Origin of the sequence: Nocardia sp. CA-290969 (genome assembly GCF_050936135.1) — a bacterium.
In the GTDB taxonomy this organism is placed as follows: Bacteria; Actinomycetota; Actinomycetes; order Mycobacteriales; family Mycobacteriaceae; genus Nocardia.
On the sequence record NZ_JBNJNJ010000001.1, the window covers coordinates 6,151,404 to 6,171,913 of the forward strand.

Below are 20,510 nucleotides of genomic sequence, written 5' to 3' on the forward strand. Positions count from 1 at the left end.
TCAGTGGAAGCGGACCTCGGCGCTCGCCGGATCCGGCGCATCGAGGACCGGCTGAGGAATACCGCGCAGGTGGAAGTCGACGAAGGCGGTGACGTATCGCCGTGTCAGATCCATCGCGCGGTTTCCATCGATGGTCGTGTCCGGGACCTCGAAACCGAGCGCCGTGGCGATCGGCGCGTAGTCGGTGAAAGACGAATGTGACGTACCGTCCACCGATAGCCAGCGCTTCCAGCCGCCGAAGGCGTTGTAGGCCGCGGCCCATTTCGCGCCGTACTCGCCGGCGGGTGCGTGGTGCGGTGCGCCCATCATCAGGAACGGAAGGTCGACAGCCCGGCCGTAGGGCGCGGCGGGGAACGTCCCGTCCAGGTTGAATCCCGCGCGGAGCCTGCTGTCCTCGGCCAGTGCGTACGGCGCGGTGAACCCGCCTGCCGAGTGACCGCCCATGGCGATACGGGTGGCGTCGAGCGGCAGGCGTCCGGCCAGTTCGTCGAGAACGAACGACACATCCCGCGCGCGCTCACGCGCGACCGCCACGGCGTCCAAGCTGCCCCGGCAGGCCGCACATTCGGTGATGCGGCCGTCCGGGAAGGTCACGGCAGAGGCCTCGTAGGTGTGATCGATGCCGATCACGAGGTAGCTGCGACTGGCGAGTTCCTCGGCCAGGCCGGCCAGCGATGCCCGCGGCATGCTGAAACCAGGCGAGAGCACGACCGTGGGTAGCGGGAGTCCCCATTTCGGCGCGTCGACATAGGCGTGCGTTCGTATCCTGCTGAGCGTGTCCGGCGCGAACTCCTGCAGACCCAGTGAAGCGAGGATGAGCGCCGATTCGGCGGGTGTGGCATAGGCGTCCGGCCGGCCGATCGGCGCCAGGGCGGGATACCAGGCGGAGACCATCAGTTCACGGTCGCGATCCGGAACCCACGGGTCGGGCCGGTCGCCGGCCAGGTGGAACTCCTGAACCCCGACCGGGAACGGACCGGTCGGGGCCGGCAACGCCGAAGCGAGCTCGGCGCTGGGTGTGGTGGGTGCGGCCGACCCCGGCGCGGTAGCCGCCGCACCCAGCGCGATCACGAGAATCGCTACGAGGGAGAGGAAACGAGTGAAACCCACGGACTCACTTTCGATCGGAACGATCATGTCCCGCCGAGTCTTTCAGTCGGCGTCAGTTCCCGACATCGGTTGAACCCCCGAATCAGTCCCTGAGGCACCGGAATCGGACACCCGTGCCGAGCCACCCATTCACTCGGGACTCCGGCTCCCGATGGCACCGCGATTGCCTGCTCCGCTGCCGTCGCCCGGCCCGACTCGCTCAGGCCCGGGCCGCCAGCAGATCTTCGGTCAGCCGCGCAAGGCGGTCGGCGGCAACCGGATCGAGAGTGGACAGCGACAGATCCAGGGTGCGATCGCGATCGATTGCGCGCAACGGCACCGTGGAAGGAATGTCGACGAAAGCGTGGATCGGGTGGATCGCGCTGGGCACGGGCCGGGCGGCGAGGGCGGCGAGCGTTCTGATGACCGTCCTGGCGACGGGGTTCAGCGGGGAGAGGTCACCGCTGCGGGTGAATCCGGGGTGGTAGAGGACATAACCGATCTTCCCGCCGAATCGTGCGGCGAACGAAACCCCCAGCAGGTCGTTGGCCCGTCCGGCCTGCAATTGGGCACGGACCACGCTGTAGCCGCGCGTGAGATGCGGATCGTCCCAGTTCACCGCCCCTTTCCGGGTGCCGACCCCGGCGATGTTCACGATCACCGGCTGTGCGCTGCGCTCGAGCAGCGGAGCCAACCCGTACGAGAGCAGGTACCGGCTGAGGTAGTACAGCGCGAAGGTGCGCTCGAATCCCTCCGCGGTCTGGACGCGCTTCGGCGAGGTCCGGTTCGCGAACAGCAGCAGCGCATCGACCACCTCGTAGGCCGACTCGATTTCGGTGACGATCCGCCGCGTCTCCGCCACCGAGCTCAGGTCCGCCCGGAGAAACCGCACCCGGTCCGCATCGGATCCGGCAGCGGCGATTAACGCATCCCCCTTCGCCGGGTTGCTACCGATCGCCACGACCCGATCCCCCCGGGCGAGCCGGTCGAGCGCGAACGCGCGCCCCATACCATCGGTACCACCACTGATAACAACGGTTCTCGTCATCACACCTCCATCGGTCCACCTGTCGATCCCCATCCTCGACAGCGGTCACCGCCCCCGGAAGAAGGCACTTTTATGTTCCCCACCCCAGCGCAGGCGTCCTCCTTCGCCGCGGCGGAACTCCCCGCCCCCGTGCCGAGCGCGGATTACCAGGCCTGTCCGGTGACCGATATCGTCCGGCTCCTCGGCGATAAATGGACCCTGCTGGTGATCGCACTCCTGGCCCGCCGCCCCTACCACTACAACGAACTGCACCGCTCGATCGAAGCCATCAGCCGCCGCATGCTCACCCGCACCCTGCGCTCCCTGGAAACCGACGGCCTCGTCGACCGCAAGGTCCACCCGACCGTCCCACCCACGGTCGAATACAGCCTCACTCCCCTCGGCGAAACCCTCCTCGAACCCCTCACTGCGATCGCCGGCTGGGCGGTGGAGCACGCCGGCGATATCGCCGCCGCCCGACTCGCCCGAGCCGGATCAGCCGAGGAAACACGGGACGAAACCGCCGATGCCCGGGTACGCGAACTGTCACATCGGTTCACCGACCGGCACCGCTCACTGCTCGACAGGCTTGCCGACTGAACGCGGCGCGAACTTCCTACGCGACCACAGGGTACTGCCGACGCCCAGCGCGTAGTATTACGTAGTACACGTAATACGTAGGCTGGGAGCGGCACTGTGATACTCAACAGCAAAGGACAGGTCACCATCCCGTCGGCGCTACGCGCGAAATTCAACCTGCGTGAGGGAGACGACGTCGAGGTGATCGAGGTCGACGGCGCACTCCGGATCGTCCGCAGCGATAACACCCCCACGCGCGGCCGTCGTCTGGTCGATCGAATGCGCGGCACCGCCGACAGCAAAGAGATCGAGGGTATGAGCACCGACGAAATCATGGAACTGCTGCGTGGCGACTAACCTACGCCCGATCGGTGGCCCGACGACGCTGGTCGATTCCTGTGTCCTGCTGGACGTACTGACCGACGACAAGAACTGGTCGCAGTGGTCGGCAGACAAGCTGGCCGATGCAGTCGACTACGGCCGCGTGGTGATCAACCCGATTGTTTATGCCGAAGTATCGGTCGGCTGTGAAACAGTCGAAATGCTGGACAGTCTGCTACCTGCCGACGCCTTCATCCGGGAACCCCTCCCCTTCCGGGCCGGATTCCTGGCGGGCAAGGCCTATCACCGCTACCGCAGGAACGACGGCACGAAGCGGTCCCCCATGCCCGACTTCTATATCGGCGCGCATGCCGCAGTGGCCGGGTACCGGCTGCTGACGCGCGACGAGCAGCGCTTCAGGGGATACTTTCCCACCGTGGACCTGATCGTTCCCACTCGGTGAGCGAATATCGCGCAATGGTCAGGCGAGTCTCCGATTCAGTTCGGCACTCGCGGCCAGAACGTACTCGGCGGCGATATCGAACAACCGCAAATCATCATCGGAATCCTCGATGCGGGCGTCGTCGGTGAAGTTCTCCATGTCCGTCCTCCGGTCATGATCTCCCGGGGCACAGCATAGAAGCGACTCGGGTCTGCCGGCATCCCGGCGGACCCGAGTCGAACCGTATTACGACGAGCTACCCGCTTGGGAGTGTTCGTCGGCGTCGCGTTCCTCGGTGTACGCCTTCGCCCATTTGTAGTCGGGCTTGCCGGCCGGGCTCCGCTTGATCTCGTCGACGAACCACAGGCTGCGGGGCAACTTGTAGGATGAGATCTCCTGGGTCAGGACCGGGCGCAACTCCTCGAGGGTGGGGCGTTTGTCGCCGCGGCACTGCACCACCGCCGCGACCCGCTGGCCCCAGCGTTCGTCGGGTACACCGACCACCAGCGCGTCGAAGATCTCGGGGTGGCATTTCAGCGCGCCCTCGACCTCTTCCGGGTAGATCTTCTCGCCACCGCTGTTGATGCTCACCGAGCCGCGGCCCAGCATGGTGACGGTGCCGTCCTCCTCGACCCGGGCGTAGTCGCCGGGGATGGAGTAGCGGACGCCGTTGAACTCCTTGAAGGTCGCCGCGGTCTTCACCGGGTCGTTGTAGTACCCGACCGGGATATGCCCCTTGCGGGCCAGCACCCCGACCTGCCCGGAACCGGGCGTCACCGGGTTGCCGTCGTCGTCGAGCACCGCGGTGGAGGCGTCGATCTTCACCCGCGGGCCGCCGGTGTGCGTGGCGCCCTTGGCGGCGATGGAGATACCACCGAAACCGGTTTCCGAGGAACCGATGGAATCGGTGATCACCGTATTCGGGAGCAGATCGATGTACTCGTCCTTCAGCGTCGGCGAGAAGAGCGCCGCACTGCTGGCCATCGCCCACAGGTTGGTGTGCTGGTAGGGCGCACCGGTTTCCGGGTTCCCGGCCTTGAGCGCGTCCAGCATCGGGCGGGCCATGGCGTCGCCGGTTATGAAGATCATGTTGATGCCGTGCGCGTCCACGGCCTGCCAGACGGTGTGCGCGTCGAATTCCGGGATCATGACGGTTTTGCCGCCGTCGAACAGGCCGTGGAAGACCGCGGTCTGCGAACCGCCGTGGATCAGCGGCGGGATCGGATAGCGCACCATCTGGCCGCCGGCCGCGCCGTTCTTGGCCTGCTGCCACTCGTCCTGGACGTATTCGCCGGTCATGAAGTTGATACCGCCGCCGAGTACGCGCCACCAGTCCTCGTGCCGCCACATGACGCCCTTGGGCATACCGGTGGTGCCGCCGGTGTAAAGCATGAAGATGTCGTCGGGCGAGCGATCACCGAAATCGCGTTCGCCGGACGATTCCGCCAGTGCCGCTTCGTAGTCCACGGAATCCGCGGGGGTCGCGAATTCGCCGGTGCCGTCGTCGACCACCAGCACGGTCTTCAGCTTCGCGACCTTCGCCCGGACATTGGCCACTTTGCCGGTGTAGCGACGCTCGTGGATCAGCGCCACCATGTCCGAATTGTCGAAGATGTATTGCAACTCGTTCTCGACGTAGCGGAAGTTGACGTTGACCATCACTGCCCGCGCTTTGAAGATCGCCACCATGGCCTCCACGGCCTCGATGGTGTTGCGCGAGTAGATGCCGACCTTGTCACCCGGCTGGACACCGTGTTCCAGCAGGTAGTGCGCCAGCCGGTTCGTTCGGTCCTCCAGTTGGGCGAAGGTGACCGAGCGGTGGTCGTCAGCCAGCGCAACCCGGTCCGGCACAAGGTCGATGGTGTGTTCGACAAGGTCGGCTATGTTGTACGTCACAAGGTCAAAAATAGAACGTGTTACTGTTTCTTGCAAGGGTCCGAGTAACAGGAGAAACAACGATGCCTCAATGCCTCGTCGAGAAGCGCGGCCACGTCCTCATCGTCACCATGAACCGCCCCGAGGCGCGTAACGCGCTCTCGACCGAGATGATGGCGATCATGCGCGACGCCTGGGACCAGGTGGACAGCGATCCGGAGATCCGGGTCGCCATCCTGACCGGCGCGGGCGGGGCCTTCTGCGCGGGCGCCGACCTCAAGGGTATGACCCAGCAGCACCCCGGTGACTCGTTTGCCGGCGGCGGCTGGGATCTGTCGAAGATCGAGGCACTGCTCAAGGGCCGCCGCCTCACCAAACCGCTCATCGCGGCTGTCGAGGGGGCTGCCATCGCCGGTGGCACCGAGATCCTGCAGGGCACCGATATCCGGGTGGCCGGGGAGAGTGCGAAGTTCGGGGTCTCCGAGGCGCGCTGGGGCCTGTTCCCGCTCGGCGGCTCCGCGGTCCGGCTGGTCCGTCAGGTCCCCTACACCGTCGCCGCGGACATCCTGCTGACCGGCCGGCACCTCACCGCCGCCGAGGCCAAGGAAATCGGCCTCATCGGCCACGTGGTACCGGACGGCCAGGCGCTGGACAAGGCACTGGAACTGGCGGATCTGATCGCGGCCAACGGCCCGCTGGCGGTCCAGGCGATCCTGCAGACCATCCGCGACACCGAATGCATGCCCGAGGAAGAGGCGTTCCAGATCGACGCCAAGCTCGGGATGGCGGTGTTCCAGTCCGCGGACGCCAAGGAAGGCCCGAAGGCCTTCAAGGAGAAGCGCAAGCCCACCTTCACCGGTAAGTAGTTTCCGGGCTCCCGGAAGGTCCCCGAGCCCGCGAATGCCCCGGTCGAGTTGTCGACCGGGGCATTCGCCTGCCTGCGCTCGCTATTACTGAGCGCCGGGGTAGTCCATGAAGAACGGCTCCCACTGATGACCATCCGGATCCAGGAAGGTGCGGCCGTGCATGCCGACCTGCGCCTCCTGCGCCTGCTTATCGGCATTGACCTCTTCGGTTCCACCCGCCGCCACGGCGGCCTCGGTGAGCCGGTCCACCTCCTCGGCGCTGCCCAGCGACAGGGCGTAAGCGGCTCCGGTGGCGGCTTTGGTGTCGGCGATCGGGCGCCGGCTGAAGACTCCGAAATGCTCGTGGGTGAGCAGCATCAGGCAGATGTTGTCGTCGACCACGATGCACGCGGCATTGTCATCGGTGAAATCGTCGTTGACCTTCCAGCCCAGCGATTCGTAGAAATTCTTGGAACGCGCCAGATCGGTGACGGGTAGGTTCACGAAAATCATCTTGCTGCTCACGATTCGGGTCCTTTCGAAGCGGTGGGGTTCGGTTTCCTCGCCGGCTTACAGGTGCAGACGTAACCCGCTTCCGGAACTCATCGGCAGCACCGGAAAATTTCGCCCCAGGTGTTGCTTCTGTGCCAGTTGAGGCGGCAGTGGCGCAGCTGTGAACAGGTTGTTTCATCCCCTGTTCACATGTCGGTGCGCTGTGCCAGCATGGCACGCATGAGCGAGCAGACCGGCACCATCGATGCCGACGTACTGAGATCCTTCGAGGCGCATCGGCGTGAGCTCTGCGCCTACGCCTACCGCATGCTGGGCTCGTCCTTCGAGGCCGAGGATGCCGTCCAGGACGCCTTCACCCGGGCCTGGAAGTCCTACGATTCGTTCGAGGGCCGGGCCAGTCTGCGCTCGTGGCTCTACAAGATCACCACCAATATCTGTCTCGATATGCTCGACGGCCCCCAGCGCCGGGCCCGGCCGATGGATCTGTCCAGCCCCGGCAACCCGGACCAGCCGCTCGGCCCGCCCAAACCGGATTACGTCTGGGTCGAACCCATCCCGAACTCGCTCGCCTTCGGGTCCGATCCGGCCGAATACGCCACCGCCAAGGACAGTCTGCGCCTGGCGTTCGTCGCGGCCTGCCAGCATCTGCCCGCCACCCAGCGCGCCATCCTGATCATGCGCGAGGTGCTGCGTTTCTCGGCCAACGAAACGGCCGAAGCCCTCACCATGAGCACCGCCTCGGTGAACAGCGCCCTGCAGCGGGCCCGGGCCACTATGAGCAAGGTGCAGCCCGCCGAAACCGACAGCTACGACGAAACCGATTCCGACCAGCGCAAACTGATCGACGATTTCGTCACCGCGTTCGAGTCCTACGATATGGACGCGCTCACCACACTCCTCAAAACCGATGTGGCGCTGTCCATGCCGCCGTTCGATCTCTGGATCTCCGGCCCGGAGAACGTGGCCGCCTTCATGCTCGGCACCGGCGCCGCCTGCCGCAATTCCCGCCTGGTCCCCCTCGGCGGCGCCAACGGCCACCCGGCCTTCGGCCACTACAAGCCCAGCGGCGAACCCGGCCGCTGGACCCCGTGGTCGGTCACGGTGCTGGAAATGAAGGACGGCGTGATCGCGGGCCTCAACTTCTTCCTCGACACCGAACGCCTGTTCCCTCTCTTCGGCCTGCCCCCGGAATGGACCGAGGAACCGGCCTGAACCGTCCGGACCGGGCATTTCAGGCCGCCCGAAGGCAGTCACAGCGGCTACGCGGATGTATTCGCCGGCGGTCGGCCCGGAAACCCGGGCCGGCCGACCACACCCGGTCCTTCGGCCAGGAATCTTTTCGGCAGGGTGACCATCAATGTTCGACCCAGTGACCGTCAAACGCGTGGCCAGATGACCACCGCCTCCCTGACCAAATGACCACCAACCTGGCGTCCAGATGACCACGCACCATACGGCCAGATGACCACGACTATGCCGACCGAATGACCATCGGCCGCAGGATGCCGTGGTCGCGGATGACGATGCGGAAGGCGGGGCTGAGCGCTGACCGGTGACGAGTGGGCAAGCGGCCGCGCCAGATCTGGATGCTGGATCGTCCGGCGCGAAATGGAAGTCTCGTTCTGGAGTGCACTCGGCTGGCCGTGGACGGCCATCGGCTCTACCGCTTCCTCACTCATTACGCCGAGAACCCCTCGGCGCGGTCCGAACTCGGGACCGCGCAATCACTCGACCGCTGGCGCGCTATGCGTGATTGAACGCATGGCCCGGGCCACCGCACTGGACCCGAGGACGAGACCTACGGTCGGTCGAAGCGGCCGGAACGGGCGCCCGCGGTGAAGGCTGCCCAGGCCGCGGGAGTGAAGGACAGAGCCGGGCCGCCGCGATCTTTGGAGTCGCGCACACCGACCGCGTCAGCACTGATGAACGCGACCTCGACACAATCCCGGCTGCCGCCGCTGTAACTACTCTTGAACCACCGGGTTTCGGGCCGATCGACACTCACCTTGCGAACTCCCTTGCCTTCTCGCGAAGCAGTTGCCTGCTGTCCTGCGGGCTCAATGCTACCCGTCGCATTTTGGCGTGGGCGGTCCGAAATCGCTCGACCACATCAGGATCCTCGAGGTACATATCTCCGATGTATCCCTCCGCGTAAACCACGGAGGGCTCTGTTGCTGCGGCGCCCACAGGATCCGGAAAGTCCAGGATCGTGAACGGCCCGGTTAGGTCGCCAAGCGGCACGCCGGCACCGAACGGTAGAACACGGATGTCGACGTTCTGTCTGGTCCCCATATCCGCCAAGTGCCGGAGCTGTGCTGCCATGATTCGTCGGCTTCCGATCATCCTGTGCAGCACCGATTCATCCAGTATTACGTCGATCGGCAGAGGACTACTCTTCTTGGTCAGCATGATCTGGCGACGGCCGCGCATTTCGACGCGCCGGGCGATTTCGGCGTCCGGTTCGTCCGGGTGCACGATCCGGGTCAGCGTCCGTGCATAGTCCGGCGTCTGCAGCATCCCATGAACGAGTTCCTGGAAGGTCGTCAGTTTCCGCGCTCCGGCTTCCAGCCCCATATATACGTCGAAATCCAGCGGGATCAGATCGCCGTACTGATGCCACCAGCTCTTGCCGTTGCCCTGTTGCGCAAGGCCTTTCAAAGCTTCGAGCGTGGTCTCGTCAGCGCCGCACACGCGGCAGATTGCTTCGATATCCCACAGCCGGATCCGTTCCGCGGCACCCGTTTCCAGTCGTTGCACGGTGGTGGCGCCGCGTTCGATACGGCGCGCCAGTTCCGCGATGGTGAGTCCGGCGCCCTGCCGGAGGTCCCGTAGATATCGCCCGACTTGGCGACGCGGGAGGGTCGAGCCGATATCTGCCATGACAAACCTACTTCCCCTAGATCACGCCCTCGAACTTGTGCCGACCGACCCGATCGGTCATCGCCACGCCCCGCACCGGTGTCAGCCGATAAATACCGCTTGTCGAGCCGAAATACAACTGCCCCAACATTGATCGTTCCATTTGGAACACCCCTTCCGGCGTGGAACACCCGGACCACGCCGCCACGGACGATCGCGCAAGCCGATATCCATAATTCGCATCCGTTTTCTGTGGATGCGGCCGATTCAATTCATGGATAACCGCCCTTTGACCGCCGGATCCCGTTCTCGGTCTTCTGATCAATCCGCCCGGATCATCCGCAACCCGACCGGACCTGCCGGCGAAACCGCTCTACTGGGCCGCGAAAACGCACGGCCCCAACGAGACACGATCGACGATCGGAGGCAACCATGCCAGCAATCCATACCGAGAAAGCCGAAACCCAGGCGCCCTCGCTACCGCGCCGGACGACCCAGAACCATCCGACGCGGGAGGCGGCGCAGCGACTCTGGCAGGCAACCGAATGCTACGACCTCGGCGTACTCGAACGCGTCGCACGCAGCCTGCGCGACCTCGACTTCGATAACGGATACCAGGCCCGAACCCAGCACGAAATCGACGGCGTCATCGCCCGATACCGGGCTTCCCATCCCGAGGCGCGATATGCCCGCTGACGCCTGCACTCTGCACACCGATCCCTGGGTCCCGCTGTCCGTGCTCAGCGTCGCCCGGCACGACGAGAGCGAACTCATCGTCCGATGCCCCGATTCGCTGTACTGCCTGCGCCGCACACTGGTCACCGGCGGGCGGATCGCCCCGCATTTCCGCAACGTCGCAGGTCTGTGCCCATGGATCGGGGTCGGCGTGCGGCCTACCGCGCCCCCATGCGGCTGCCTCCCGTTCATCACCACGCGCCAACTACGGATCGTCACCCACCACGGCCGCACACCATGGGGCCCGATCGCCTCGATCGCATGCCCCGGCGACTGCCCGGAATTCGCTCCGATCCAAGCCGGCCGAATCGGCCCGCACGGTCCACAACCCTGCTCTTGGGCCGGCATCCGCGTGGTCGAGAAGGGCCTATATCCGCCGCTGCTCACCGCCGAGGACTACCAGTGAACACCGCCTACAGTCGGCTGCAATGGGGCTGTCCAGATACGGAAGGCTGTCCCAGTAGACAACCCGGGCGCAACGATTGAAACGGTGAATGATGAGACCGATCGATTTCCTTGCACAGCTTCGTCGTTTCGGTTCGCTCGAGTGGTACCGGCACGGCGGCGGCGCCGGCGACGATGACCGTTTCACGCCGCCCCTTGTGGTCTGGCGTTTCGCCGAGCCGCTACCGGTGTCGTTCGCAGAAGATCTCCGGCGCATCGTCGAAGACGAGCGACGTGAGATCGATTGGCTGTTCGACACGACTCGCCGCAACTGGGTCTTGGTTCCGTCACACGTGATGGAAGAAAAGGGGCGACATCAGTTCGCTACCGAAGCGCAGGCGGCGGATCTCATAGTCCGGAACGAGCCGGAATACTGTCGGCGTTCGGTACGTGACCTCGATCGAATCATCGCCGCGTTGGATTTGCTGACCGCCACCTGAAACGCGAATCCGCCGTATACCGGCGAACAAACCCTCGCTGCCGTGCGGCGACCTCACGGGCCGAGCGGTGCGCTCCTGCGGGCCTTGACTGTGGCGGCATCAAGGTTCGTCCTTTTCGGAGACCTCGGTTCTTCCGCTCCCATAGGTTGGCCGGCTTCGAGTCGTGCGGCGCGGGATGCGATTCGCTGAATCAGCCGGTCTGCGGGCCATCCCGTCGTCAGGCCGGCCGGCAGGTCATCGATTCCCTGCCGGAGGTTCGAGGTCAACTTTTCCAGGGTGAGTTCGGCGTCGCGACGAGGGAGGCCCATGGCCGCCGACTCCTCGAGCAACGCGGTTCTGTCCACCTTCATCAGCGATCCCTGACGTCCGATCTTGGTTGCCATCTCGGCAGTGAGATCGGGGTATTCGAGCGTGCAGAGGGAATCGTAGATGGGGGCGACGGAGGCCGAACCGTTGCGCAACAGAAGGGAGTAGTTCTTGCCGTGTCCGTCCTCGTCACCGACGATCGCCCGAAAAGCGACCTGTTCGAAAAGGAACTGCACCTCTGTGCGAGGGGAGTCGGCGTTCTCCCTCAGCACCCGCGCCATACGTTCGGACGGACGGCCGATATCGTACTTCTCCTTCGGCCGAAGTCCGATGGCTTGGCACATATCCTCTTGGTGGAGTCGAACTACCTTTCCAGTGCCGTCGAGGACCCGGTCATATCGCTGGGTTACGAACACGCTCCGGCCACCGATCGTCTCGATCCATACGTCCGAGTCCGACAGACCGCACGCACGGGACAAAGTCATGACGAGGGCCTCGTTTTCGGCGCTGTGAGGCCAGACGGTTGTCGGCTTGAGGATGTGCGTGGACGGATATCCGTCGAGTGGGATGCACCATTGGCCATCGACTCTCGTCAACAACAGTTTGTCCTGTGCGCCGCCCAGTGACATACGAATGTTGTGTTCCGGGTCCGCCCCGAGCGGCCTGATGGGGAGGTCGCGTAGCAGACCGTCGAGATCGGACGCGCTCAACGGAGTCGAAGGGCGAGCATTCGTAGAGGGGCGCTCTCCGGCGGGCATCACGATCACCGCACCGGCGCATTCGCGCCCGTACTCGGACAGCAGTCCGATTGCATCAGCGGGAGCGGCAGGGGCTTTCGACGAATCCAGCCGAACGTTGTTCAGCCGGGCAGCGGCAACCTCGAGAGCACGCCCCTCCGGCAGCAGGCCCTCGAGGAAGGCCCTCGACGCCGCAGGAGGAGCGGACCCAGGCAGCGCCGGAAGCGAACACGACAAAATCGGGGCGCCAGGGGGGTAACCGGAGCGTCCCTCTTCGGTATAGGTGACGACGACCTTCTTGCCCCGCGCCTTGGGAGAGACGGTTGCCACGAGAACATCGTTGAGCCAGATGTCGAGAACGGTCATTCGGTTCGCTCCCGCCGGGGACGGATGGTGAGCTCGAGTTCGAGGGCTGCGAGTACGTCGAACAGTCGCTCGATCGCTTTCGTCGTGTCGCCCTCTTCGAGCTGAGCGAGCGAGTAGCGGTTGGTCCGGGCGCGTTGCGCCAATTCGGACTGCGTCATCCCTTGCGACTGGCGGGCAGCACGAACCACACGACCCAGCGCGGACGCCGATCGCACGCGCGGCCCACCAGCGCTGCCCGATGTTGCCATATCGCCACATTATGACCGAGACGATCCTATGTCAAGAAATCGCCACATCGGTGCAGACATGTAGAAATGTGTTGATTTAGCAACACGCTACCCGCCAGAGGTTCACGGCGGGTAGCGCAGGAAGCATTTCTGAAACAAGTTCACCCGGCGTCGAGAAGGGGCGCCAGACGCTTCAGCTGGTCCACATCCGGCACCGAGACCAGGAGCATGGTGACTCCCGCCGCCTCCCAGACCCCGATCTGCTCGCGGACCTGCGACTCATTACCGATGATCGCGGTTTCCAGTACCAGTTCGTCCGGTACCGCGGCCGCGGCCTCGGCCTTCTTGCCCGCCTGGAACAGCGTGCCGATCTCGTTGACCTCCTTCTCGTAGCCCATCCGGCGGTACACCTGGGCGTGGAAGTTCAGTTCCGGTGCGCCCATGCCGCCGATGTAGAGCGAGGTGATCCAGCGCATGCGTTCGATCTCGGCGGCGGGGTCGTCGGTGATGATCACCTGGGCGGTGGCGGCGATTTCGAAGTCTTCCCGCGAACGGCGGGCACCCGGGCGGGCGAAGCCTTCGTCGAGCCATTCGTTGTAGACGCCGGCCATGCGCGGCGTGTAGTAGATCGCGAGCCAGCCGTCGGCGATCTCCGCCGTGAGCGCCACGTTCTTCGGGCCTTCGGCGCCCAGCCAGATCGGCAGATCCGCACGTAGCGGGTGGGTTATCGGCTTCAACGGTTTACCCAGGCCGGTGGCGCCGGGGCCGGTGTAGGGCAGCGAATAGTTCGGTCCGGCGCTGACCACCGGCGCTTCCCGGGCCAGCACCTTGCGCACGATATCGACGTATTCGCGGGTGCGCTGCAACGGTTTGGCAAACGGCTGCCCGTACCAGCCCTCCACCACCTGCGGGCCGGAGACGCCGAGCCCGAGGATCGCCCGGCCGCCGCTGAGGTGGTCGAGGGTGAGCGCGTGCATGGCCGTCGCCGTGGGGGTGCGCGCGGACAGCTGCACCACCGAGGTGCCCAGCCGCACCCGCTCGGTGGCCGAACCCCACCAGGCCAGCGGGGTGAAGGCGTCCGACCCCCAGGATTCGGCGGCGAACACCGCGTCGAACCCGGCTTCCTCGGCAGCCACCACAACTTCAGCGGCGTGCGGCGGCGGCGCCGCGCCCCAGTATCCGAGCTGCAATCCGAACTTCACAACCGACCCCTTTCCGGCCTACTGCTTGCCAGCAGAATAAGAACCTGTTCTACTCGATATCGTGAATCAGGGGAATACCGCACCCACGGTAATTACGCAGGATCGGCCGCCGGGACTGAAACCGAGCGATGTGCTCAGTGCGCCCCTGCGGATGGAGTTCGACTACACCCGCTCCGTGGGACCCATCATCGGCAAGTTCCTTACCGGTCTGCGCGAACGACGCGTCTTCGGTATCCGAGGTTCGGACGGACGGGTACTCGTACCACCGGCCGAGTTCGATCCGGTGACCGCCGAACCGCTCTCGGAGTTCGTGGAAGTGGCCACCACCGGCACCGTCAAGTCGTGGAGCTGGGTCCGCGATCCGCTACCGGGCCAGCCCTTCGACCGGCCGTTCGCCTACGCGCTGATTCAGCTCGACGGTGCCGATACCGCCCTGCTGCATGCGGTGGACGTGGCGAGCCCGGAGCAGATCAGCACCGGTATGCGGGTCACCGCGCGCTGGGCCGGCGAGCTCACCGGAACCATCCACGACATCGTCTGCTTCGAGCCGGGTGAGACTCCGACGGCCGAGCCCGCGCCGGCATCGGATGCCGACCCGGTCACGATCATCACCACGCCGATCGGCATGGACTACAAGCACACCGCCTCCCCCGAGGAGACCGCCTTCCTGCGCGGCCTGAACGAGGGCAAACTCATCGGCGGCCGCGCCGACGCGAACAGCAAGGTGTACTTCCCGCCGCGCGGTGTCGACCCGGTCGACGGCCGCTCCACCGCGGACATGGTGGAACTCGCGGAGACCGGCACCGTCACCACCTTCTGCATCGTGAACGTGCCGTTCCTGGGTCAGCGGATCAAACCGCCGTATGTGGCGGCGTATGTGCTGCTCGACGGCGCGGATATCCCCTTCCTGCATCTGGTGCTCGGCTGCGATGCCAGTGAGGTGCGGATGGGTATGCGGGTCAAGGTGGTCTGGAAGCCGCGCGAGGAGTGGGGCCACACCATGGCCAATATCGACCACTTCGAGCCGACCGGCGAGCCGGATGCCGACTACGACACCTACAAGCATCACCTGTGAGAGGGCTCCCCGCGTGACCATCACCGAGCGTTCCATCGACAACGCCACCGAGATCGCCGTCGTCGGCTTCGCGCACGCACCGCATGTGCCGGAGACCTACGGCACCACCAACGGTGTGGAGATGCTGGTGCCCTGTTTCCAGCAGCTCTACGACCAGCTGGGCATCACCAAATCCGATATCGGTTTCTGGTGCTCCGGCTCGTCGGACTACCTGGCCGGCCGGTCCTTCTCGTTCATCTCCGCGATCGATTCGATCGGCGCGGTGCCGCCGATCAACGAATCCCATGTGGAGATGGACGCCGCCTGGGCCCTGTACGAGGCGTGGGTGAAGCTGCGTTCCGGGCAGGCGGAAACCGCCCTGGTCTACGGCTTCGGCAAGTCCTCGGCCAGCACCTTGCGACAGGTGCTCACCACCCAGCTCGACCCCTATCTGGTCGCACCGCTGTGGCCGGATTCGCTGGCCGTGGCCGGACTGCAGGCCCGCGCCGGGCTCGACGCCGGACGCTGGACCGAACGCGATATGGCCGCGGTGTCGGCCGCGCACACCGTCGACGGTAAATCGGTCGACGATCTGCTGGCCGCGCCGTACGTCGCCGACCCGCTGCGCGAGCACGATTGCGCGCCCATCACCGACGGCGCCGCGGCCATCGTGCTCGCCGTCGGCGATCGGGCCCGGGAGCTGTGCGAACGTCCCGCGTGGATCACGGGTATGGCGCACCGGATCGATTCCAGTGTGCTGGGCGCCCGCGACCTCACCGTCTCCCCGTCGGCGGCCGCCGCGGGCCAGGCCGTGACCGGCGGCGATACCAGCGGTATCGATATCGCCGAGTTGCACGCGCCGTTCAGCCACCAGCAGCTCATCCTGACCGACGCCCTCGGCCTGAAACCGGAGACCAAGGTGAACCCGAACGGCGGCGCACTGGCCGCGAACCCGATGTTCGCCACCGGGCTGGAACGGATCGGCTACGCCGCGCACGCGATCATGGCCGGCGATGCCGGACGCACCCTGGCACACGCCACCAGCGGGCCCGCCCTGCAGCAAAACCTTGTGACCGTTCTCGATTCGGAGGCCCGCCGATGAGTTTCCCCGCCGCGGTGCTGGGTACCGGACAAACCCACCACGTAGCGAAACGCAGCGATGTCTCGATGGCCGGGATGTGCCGCGAGGCCATCGACCGGGCCCTGGCCGATGCCGAGCTGACCATGGCCGATATCGACGCCATCGTCATCGGCAAGGCCCCCGACATGTTCGAGGGCATGATGATGCCCGAGCTGTACCTGGCCGATGCGCTGGGCGCCCCGGGTAAACCGCTGCTGCGCGTGCACACCGCCGGTTCGGTCGGCGGATCCACCGCGTGTGTGGCCGCCAATATGGTGCAGGGCGGTGTGCACGAAAAGGTGCTCGCCATCGCCTGGGAGAAGCAGTCGGAATCGAATGCCATGTGGGCGCTGTCGATTCCGGTGCCGTTCACCATGCCGGTCGGCGCGGGTGCCGGTGGGTATTTCGCACCCCATGTGCGGTCCTATATCCGCCGGTCGAACGCGCCGCTGCACGTGGGCGCCATGGTCGCGGCGAAGGATCGCCGCAACGGGGCCAAGAATCCGCACGCACATCTCCAGCAGGGCGACAAGACCGTCGAAGAGGTGCTGGCCTCGCAGATGCTCTGGGACCCCATCCGTTTCGACGAAACCTGCCCCTCCTCCGACGGCGCCTGCGCCGTGGTGATCGGCGGCGAGGAATCGGCCACCGCGATGGAAGCGGCCGGTAAGAAGGTCGGCTGGATCCACGCGACCGCCATGCGCACCGAACCGCTCGCCTATGCCGGCCGCGATCAGGTGAATCCGCAGGCCGGTCAAGAAGCGGCCAAGGCGCTGTGGGCGCAGGCCGGGATCACCGATCCGCTGACCGAGATCGACGCCGCCGAGATCTATGTACCGTTCTCCTGGTTCGAGCCGATGTGGCTGGAGAACCTGGGGTTCGCCGCCCCCGGTGACGGCTGGAAACTCACCGACAAGGGGGAAACCGAGATCGGCGGCATGCTGCCGGTGAACCCCTCGGGCGGTGTGCTCTCCTCCAACCCGATCGGCGCCTCCGGCATGATCCGGTTCGCCGAAGCCGCCAAACAGGTCATGGGCCGGGCCGGTGACTACCAGGTGGAGAACGCGCGCAAGGCGATGGGCCACGCCTACGGCGGCGGGTCGCAGTACTTCTCGATGTGGGTCGTGGGATCGGAACGCCGATGACGCTGAAGTTCAGCCTCGGGATCGCGCTGAGTCCGCTGGACCAGCTGCCCGAACTCGCCAAGACGGCCGAGGAGGTCGGGTTCACCTCGATCGCCCTGCCGGATTCGTTGTTCTATATGAAATCCCAGGCGGCGAAGTATCCGTACACCCCGGACGGCAGCCGCTTCTGGGGTCCGGAGACGCCGTGGGTGGATCCGCTGATCGCCGCGACCGCGATGGCCGCGGTGACCACCCGGCTCCGCTTCTACACCAATGTGCTCAAACTGGGTTCCCGCAATCCGCTGCTGCTGGCCCGACAGGTCGGGTCGGTGGCGAACCTGTCCGGTAACCGGTTCGGATTCGGCGTGGGGATCGGCTGGGCGCCGGAGGAATTCGAATGGTGCGGGGTGCCGTACGCGCGCCGCGGCGCCCGGGTCGACGAGATGATCGAGGTCATCAAGAAGGTCCTCGCGGGTGGCATGGTCGAATACCACGGCGAGTTCTTCGATTTCGACGAACTGCAGATGAGCCCCGCGCCGAGCGAACCGGTGCCGTTCTACATCGGTGGCCACACCGAGGTGGCGCTGCGCCGGGCGGCCCGGGTCGGCGACGGCTGGACCTCGGCGATGATGAAATTCGCCGATCTGCAGACCACCATCGCCCGGCTGGGTGAACTCCGGGCCGAATACGGCCGCGCCGACGTGCCGTTCGAGATCCAGGCGGTCTGCATCGACAAGTTCGGGCGCGACGGCTACCAGGAGCAGTACGACGCCGGCGTCACCGACGCCATCGTGGTGCCGTGGCTGGCCGCCGGGATCGGATTCGACGGCGATATCGAGGCGAAGAAGGACGCGCTGCGCAAGTTCGCCGAAGAGAACATCCAGAACCCGATCACCTGAGCACCCGGAGTGCCGCCACCGCGGCACCCCGGTTTTCGAGAGGAACCCCATGAGCAGCGACGAACATCCCGCCCGCGCCGCCGGTCTGGCCTCCCAGGCCGCGGTCCGCGCCCGGGACAAGGACGCCTGGCTCGCGCTGTTCGCGGCCGATGGGATCGTGGAGGACCCCATCGGCCCGTCGGGCTTCGATCCCGAGGGCAAGGGCCACCGCGGACCCGAGGCGATCTCGGCCTTCTGGGACAAGGCGATAGCCGGCACGGATTCGATCGAGTTCCTGTTCGGTGATTCCTTCGCCTGTGGCGCGGAGGTCGCCTTCACCGGCACGATCCGCAGCATCATCGGCGGGCACCGAATCGACGCCGAAGGTGTTTTCACCTACAAGGTGGACGACGCCGGGAAGATTCTGGCGCTCCGCGCGTTCTGGGAAGTAGATCGCGCGATGGCCACGGCCACCCCGATCGGCTGATCGGCTCGCTGGCCGACCCCTCACGGTCCGCCTGCCGGTCGGCTTCTCCACCGAAGCGGCCCCGCACCCCTCGGGAGTGCGGGGCCGCTTCGCGCCGCCGCACCGAGTGCGTGGCCCGCTGCCGGGCGCCCCACCCGGTCAGGGTCGGTCGCCTCCCCCGAACCGATATCCCGGGCGTGGTACGGACTCGCCGGCGATGATCCGGGCCGGGCCGGACGGCTATATCCGAGGGCCCCGTTCGCCGGTGACAGCGGAAGTCACTGCGCCGAACCTTTGCCTGCTGTCCGCTGCCGGATCGGCAGGCCCGGCGCCGCTACCGGGCGATTACGGCGGCACCTGAGCAAACTTCGGCCCCGCACCGGACGGTGCGGGGCCGAACTGTGGGCCGCGCCGCCGCCACAACGGCGCGGGCGCACACTCGATTCCGACAGCCGGCCGGTCGTGGTTCCGGTGGCTATCGGGCCGCGGTGCTCAGCCGGCGGTCTTGCCGGTCACCGGGCAGGTCTTGTAGTCGACCTGGAATTCCTTGATCCCGTTGAGCCAGCCGGAGCGCAGGCGCCGCGGGTCGCCCAGCTTCGAGATGTCGGGCATATGGTCGGCGATGGCGTTGAAGATGAGGTCGATCTCCAGCTTGGCCAGATTCGCGCCGATGCAGTAGTGCGCTCCCGTGCCGCCGAAGGCCACATGCGGGTTGTCCTCGCGCATGATGTCGAACTTCATCGGGTTCTCGAAGACGTCCTCGTCGAAGTTGGCCGACCGGTACACCATCAGCACCCGCTGGCCCTTCTTGATCTGCACGCCGCCGAGTTCGGTGTCCTCGAGCGCGGTGCGCTGGAAGGTGGTGATCGGGCTGGCCCAGCGGATGATCTCGTCGGCCGCGGTCTTGGGGCGATGCTTTTTGTAGAGCTCCCACTGATCGGGGTTCTCCAGGAAGGCGATCATGCCGTGGGTGATGGCGTTGCGAGTGGTCTCGTTACCCGCGACCGCCAGCAGCATCACGAAGAAGCCGAATTCCTCGGACTTGAGGGATTCGCCGTCGATGTCGGCTTCGACAAGGGTCGTGACGATATCGTCGGCCGGGCAGGCCTTGCGGGCCTCCGCCATCGCGTAGGCGTATCCGAGCAGTTCGGTGGAGGCCTGCACCGGGTCCACATCGATTTCCGGATCGTCGTAGCCGGTCATCTCGTTGGACCAGGTGAACACCTTCATCCGGTCTTCCTGCGGTACGCCGATCAGTTCGGCGATCGCCTGCAGGGGCAGTTCGCAGGCGATCTGGGTGACGAAATCGCCCGACCCGGCCTCGGCGGCGGCCTTGACGATGGCCTCGGTGCGCTTGGACAGCTCGTCGCGCAGCGAGTTGATCGCGCGCGGCGTGAACCCACGCGAGATGATCTTGCGCATCCGGGTGTGTTCGGGCGGATCCATGTTCAGCAGGATGAAACGCTGCAGGTCGATCTGCTCGCGCTCGATATCGTCGTTGAAACGCGGGAGCGCGGTGTTCTCGTAGGTCGAGAAGACATCACTGCGCCGCGACACCTCCTTGATATCGGCATGCTTGGTGACGACCCAGAAGCCGTCGTCGTGGAAACCGCCGACCTCCGGCGACTTCTCCTGCCACCAGATCGGCGCGGTACGCCGGAGTTCGGCGAACTCCTCGACCGGCACCCGCTGCATGTACATATCGGGATCCGTGACGTCGAACCCCTCCGGCAGGTTCGGCCGGCCCATGCGCGTATCCACCACCAGATGTCTCCTTCGACAAACTGAAACACGTTCTACAATCATTGAAGCACAGGCCCCAGAATGAGGAAAGAAACCGGACTGATCTTGCCTCGTGCCG

General features: G+C 65.7%; 24 protein-coding genes. 14 read left to right on the plus strand and 10 right to left on the minus strand.

Translation table 11 applies throughout. The features are described from left to right. A complete protein-coding gene (locus ACQEVO_RS27945) occupies window positions 1-1,110 on the minus strand; it encodes an alpha/beta hydrolase family protein (protein ID WP_432919207.1) in 1,110 nt (369 codons plus the stop codon). Window positions 1,111-1,309: 199 nt separating this feature from the next. Then, a complete protein-coding gene (locus tag ACQEVO_RS27950) occupies window positions 1,310-2,137 on the minus strand; it encodes an SDR family NAD(P)-dependent oxidoreductase (protein ID WP_432919210.1) in 828 nt (275 codons plus the stop codon). 72 nt (window positions 2,138-2,209) lie between these two features. Here ACQEVO_RS27950 and ACQEVO_RS27955 point away from each other — a divergent pair, with 72 nt between their 5' ends. The 3 genes from ACQEVO_RS27955 (at window position 2,210) to ACQEVO_RS27965 (ending at window position 3,479) form a co-directional block, all read left to right on the plus strand. Then, complete coding sequence (locus ACQEVO_RS27955; RefSeq protein ID WP_432919213.1) at window positions 2,210-2,716, plus strand: winged helix-turn-helix transcriptional regulator; 507 nt, start codon at window positions 2,210-2,212, stop codon at window positions 2,714-2,716. A 96-nt stretch (window positions 2,717-2,812) separates the two neighbouring features. After that, the gene (locus ACQEVO_RS27960) at window positions 2,813-3,052 is read left to right on the plus strand and encodes an AbrB/MazE/SpoVT family DNA-binding domain-containing protein (protein WP_432919216.1); all 240 of its coding nucleotides are present in this window, start codon (window positions 2,813-2,815) and stop codon (window positions 3,050-3,052) included. Next, complete coding sequence (locus ACQEVO_RS27965) at window positions 3,042-3,479, plus strand: type II toxin-antitoxin system VapC family toxin (RefSeq protein ID WP_432919219.1); 438 nt, start codon at window positions 3,042-3,044, stop codon at window positions 3,477-3,479. The genes ACQEVO_RS27960 and ACQEVO_RS27965 overlap by 11 nt, the downstream gene beginning before the upstream one ends. A gap of 225 nt (window positions 3,480-3,704) precedes the next feature. On the opposite strand, the gene ACQEVO_RS27970 is transcribed toward ACQEVO_RS27965, so the two are convergent. Further along, window positions 3,705-5,354, minus strand: a complete 1,650-nt coding sequence (locus ACQEVO_RS27970) for an acyl-CoA synthetase (RefSeq protein WP_432919222.1) — start codon at window positions 5,352-5,354, stop codon at window positions 3,705-3,707. 62 nt (window positions 5,355-5,416) lie between these two features. Between ACQEVO_RS27970 and ACQEVO_RS27975 the strand changes: the two genes are divergently transcribed. Beyond that, entirely contained in the window at window positions 5,417-6,199 is a 783-nt protein-coding gene (locus ACQEVO_RS27975) for a crotonase/enoyl-CoA hydratase family protein (RefSeq protein ID WP_432919224.1), read from the plus strand. Window positions 6,200-6,283: 84 nt separating this feature from the next. On the opposite strand, the gene ACQEVO_RS27980 is transcribed toward ACQEVO_RS27975, so the two are convergent. Continuing rightward, window positions 6,284-6,703, minus strand: coding sequence for a VOC family protein (locus tag ACQEVO_RS27980; protein WP_432919226.1), 420 nt, complete (start codon window positions 6,701-6,703; stop codon window positions 6,284-6,286). A 198-nt stretch (window positions 6,704-6,901) separates the two neighbouring features. Between ACQEVO_RS27980 and ACQEVO_RS27985 the strand changes: the two genes are divergently transcribed. Both ACQEVO_RS27985 and ACQEVO_RS27990 read left to right on the plus strand, forming a co-directional pair. Further along, a complete protein-coding gene (locus ACQEVO_RS27985; RefSeq protein WP_432919228.1) occupies window positions 6,902-7,903 on the plus strand; it encodes a sigma-70 family RNA polymerase sigma factor in 1,002 nt (333 codons plus the stop codon). A gap of 347 nt (window positions 7,904-8,250) precedes the next feature. After that, complete coding sequence (locus ACQEVO_RS27990) at window positions 8,251-8,448, plus strand: hypothetical protein (RefSeq protein WP_432919230.1); 198 nt, start codon at window positions 8,251-8,253, stop codon at window positions 8,446-8,448. 41 nt (window positions 8,449-8,489) lie between these two features. On the opposite strand, the gene ACQEVO_RS27995 is transcribed toward ACQEVO_RS27990, so the two are convergent. Together ACQEVO_RS27995 and ACQEVO_RS28000 are read right to left on the minus strand one after the other, a co-directional pair. Continuing rightward, on the minus strand, window positions 8,490-8,696 hold the full coding sequence (locus ACQEVO_RS27995; protein WP_432919232.1) for a DUF397 domain-containing protein: 207 nt from the start codon (window positions 8,694-8,696) through the stop codon (window positions 8,490-8,492). After that, on the minus strand, window positions 8,693-9,571 hold the full coding sequence (locus ACQEVO_RS28000; protein WP_432919234.1) for a helix-turn-helix domain-containing protein: 879 nt from the start codon (window positions 9,569-9,571) through the stop codon (window positions 8,693-8,695). Before ACQEVO_RS28000 ends, ACQEVO_RS27995 begins: the two co-directional genes overlap by 4 nt. A 411-nt stretch (window positions 9,572-9,982) precedes the next feature. On the opposite strand from ACQEVO_RS28000, the gene ACQEVO_RS28005 reads away from it, so the two are divergent. From ACQEVO_RS28005 to ACQEVO_RS28015, 3 genes are all read left to right on the plus strand, one after another. After that, a complete protein-coding gene (locus ACQEVO_RS28005) occupies window positions 9,983-10,246 on the plus strand; it encodes a hypothetical protein (protein ID WP_432919236.1) in 264 nt (87 codons plus the stop codon). Beyond that, the gene (locus tag ACQEVO_RS28010) at window positions 10,236-10,691 is read left to right on the plus strand and encodes a hypothetical protein (RefSeq protein WP_432919238.1); all 456 of its coding nucleotides are present in this window, start codon (window positions 10,236-10,238) and stop codon (window positions 10,689-10,691) included. The genes ACQEVO_RS28005 and ACQEVO_RS28010 overlap by 11 nt, the downstream gene beginning before the upstream one ends. An 88-nt stretch (window positions 10,692-10,779) precedes the next feature. Continuing rightward, entirely contained in the window at window positions 10,780-11,169 is a 390-nt protein-coding gene (locus tag ACQEVO_RS28015; RefSeq protein WP_432919239.1) for a hypothetical protein, read from the plus strand. Between the two features lie 53 nt (window positions 11,170-11,222). On the opposite strand, the gene ACQEVO_RS28020 is transcribed toward ACQEVO_RS28015, so the two are convergent. The 3 genes from ACQEVO_RS28020 to ACQEVO_RS28030 all read right to left on the minus strand — a co-directional run bounded on the left by ACQEVO_RS28020 (window position 11,223) and on the right by ACQEVO_RS28030 (window position 14,007). Beyond that, window positions 11,223-12,578 (minus strand): HipA domain-containing protein, encoded by a 1,356-nt coding sequence (locus tag ACQEVO_RS28020; protein ID WP_432919241.1) that lies wholly within the window; start codon window positions 12,576-12,578, stop codon window positions 11,223-11,225. Next, window positions 12,575-12,826: a helix-turn-helix domain-containing protein gene (locus tag ACQEVO_RS28025; protein ID WP_432919243.1), complete on the minus strand. Its 252-nt coding sequence runs from the start codon at window positions 12,824-12,826 to the stop codon at window positions 12,575-12,577. Before ACQEVO_RS28025 ends, ACQEVO_RS28020 begins: the two co-directional genes overlap by 4 nt. 140 nt (window positions 12,827-12,966) lie before the next feature. Next, on the minus strand, window positions 12,967-14,007 hold the full coding sequence (locus ACQEVO_RS28030; protein ID WP_432919245.1) for an LLM class F420-dependent oxidoreductase: 1,041 nt from the start codon (window positions 14,005-14,007) through the stop codon (window positions 12,967-12,969). A gap of 61 nt (window positions 14,008-14,068) precedes the next feature. Here ACQEVO_RS28030 and ACQEVO_RS28035 point away from each other — a divergent pair, with 61 nt between their 5' ends. Genes ACQEVO_RS28035 through ACQEVO_RS28055 form a run of 5 tightly spaced genes read left to right on the plus strand, consistent with a single transcriptional unit; the run spans window position 14,069 to window position 18,670 of the window. Further along, window positions 14,069-15,082, plus strand: a complete 1,014-nt coding sequence (locus ACQEVO_RS28035; RefSeq protein ID WP_432919247.1) for a Zn-ribbon domain-containing OB-fold protein — start codon at window positions 14,069-14,071, stop codon at window positions 15,080-15,082. Between the two features lie 13 nt (window positions 15,083-15,095). Next, window positions 15,096-16,163 (plus strand): thiolase domain-containing protein, encoded by a 1,068-nt coding sequence (locus ACQEVO_RS28040; RefSeq protein ID WP_432919249.1) that lies wholly within the window; start codon window positions 15,096-15,098, stop codon window positions 16,161-16,163. Beyond that, window positions 16,160-17,326 carry a thiolase domain-containing protein gene (locus tag ACQEVO_RS28045; RefSeq protein ID WP_432919251.1) on the plus strand — a complete coding sequence of 389 codons (1,167 nt, stop codon included), beginning with the start codon at window positions 16,160-16,162 and terminating at the stop codon, window positions 17,324-17,326. The genes ACQEVO_RS28040 and ACQEVO_RS28045 overlap by 4 nt, the downstream gene beginning before the upstream one ends. A 2-nt stretch (window positions 17,327-17,328) precedes the next feature. Beyond that, window positions 17,329-18,204, plus strand: a complete 876-nt coding sequence (locus ACQEVO_RS28050) for a TIGR03619 family F420-dependent LLM class oxidoreductase (protein ID WP_432923066.1) — start codon at window positions 17,329-17,331, stop codon at window positions 18,202-18,204. A 49-nt stretch (window positions 18,205-18,253) separates the two neighbouring features. Continuing rightward, the gene (locus ACQEVO_RS28055) at window positions 18,254-18,670 is read left to right on the plus strand and encodes a nuclear transport factor 2 family protein (RefSeq protein ID WP_432919253.1); all 417 of its coding nucleotides are present in this window, start codon (window positions 18,254-18,256) and stop codon (window positions 18,668-18,670) included. Window positions 18,671-19,141: 471 nt separating this feature from the next. Here the strand turns inward: ACQEVO_RS28055 and ACQEVO_RS28060 are convergent, their stop codons facing one another. Then, window positions 19,142-20,398 carry a cytochrome P450 gene (locus ACQEVO_RS28060; RefSeq protein WP_432923069.1) on the minus strand — a complete coding sequence of 419 codons (1,257 nt, stop codon included), beginning with the start codon at window positions 20,396-20,398 and terminating at the stop codon, window positions 19,142-19,144. Window positions 20,399-20,510: the final 112 nt, after the last annotated feature.

Bases quoted from the DNA above. Each gene is read 5' to 3' on its own strand.
- ACQEVO_RS27950 (WP_432919210.1), bottom strand. From the start codon at position 2,137: ATGACGAGAACCGTTGTTATCAGTGGTGGTACCGATGGTATGGGGCGC.
- ACQEVO_RS27955 (WP_432919213.1), top strand. From the start codon at position 2,210: ATGTTCCCCACCCCAGCGCAGGCGTCCTCCTTCGCCGCGGCGGAACTC.
- ACQEVO_RS27975 (WP_432919224.1), top strand. From the start codon at position 5,417: ATGCCTCAATGCCTCGTCGAGAAGCGCGGCCACGTCCTCATCGTCACC.
- ACQEVO_RS27985 (WP_432919228.1), top strand. From the start codon at position 6,902: ATGGCACGCATGAGCGAGCAGACCGGCACCATCGATGCCGACGTACTG.
- ACQEVO_RS28000 (WP_432919234.1), bottom strand. From the start codon at position 9,571: ATGGCAGATATCGGCTCGACCCTCCCGCGTCGCCAAGTCGGGCGATAT.
- ACQEVO_RS28005 (WP_432919236.1), top strand. From the start codon at position 9,983: ATGCCAGCAATCCATACCGAGAAAGCCGAAACCCAGGCGCCCTCGCTA.
- ACQEVO_RS28010 (WP_432919238.1), top strand. From the start codon at position 10,236: ATGCCCGCTGACGCCTGCACTCTGCACACCGATCCCTGGGTCCCGCTG.
- ACQEVO_RS28015 (WP_432919239.1), top strand. From the start codon at position 10,780: ATGATGAGACCGATCGATTTCCTTGCACAGCTTCGTCGTTTCGGTTCG.
- ACQEVO_RS28020 (WP_432919241.1), bottom strand. From the start codon at position 12,578: ATGACCGTTCTCGACATCTGGCTCAACGATGTTCTCGTGGCAACCGTC.
- ACQEVO_RS28025 (WP_432919243.1), bottom strand. From the start codon at position 12,826: ATGGCAACATCGGGCAGCGCTGGTGGGCCGCGCGTGCGATCGGCGTCC.
- ACQEVO_RS28045 (WP_432919251.1), top strand. From the start codon at position 16,160: ATGAGTTTCCCCGCCGCGGTGCTGGGTACCGGACAAACCCACCACGTA.
- ACQEVO_RS28055 (WP_432919253.1), top strand. From the start codon at position 18,254: ATGAGCAGCGACGAACATCCCGCCCGCGCCGCCGGTCTGGCCTCCCAG.
- ACQEVO_RS28060 (WP_432923069.1), bottom strand. From the start codon at position 20,398: ATGGGCCGGCCGAACCTGCCGGAGGGGTTCGACGTCACGGATCCCGAT.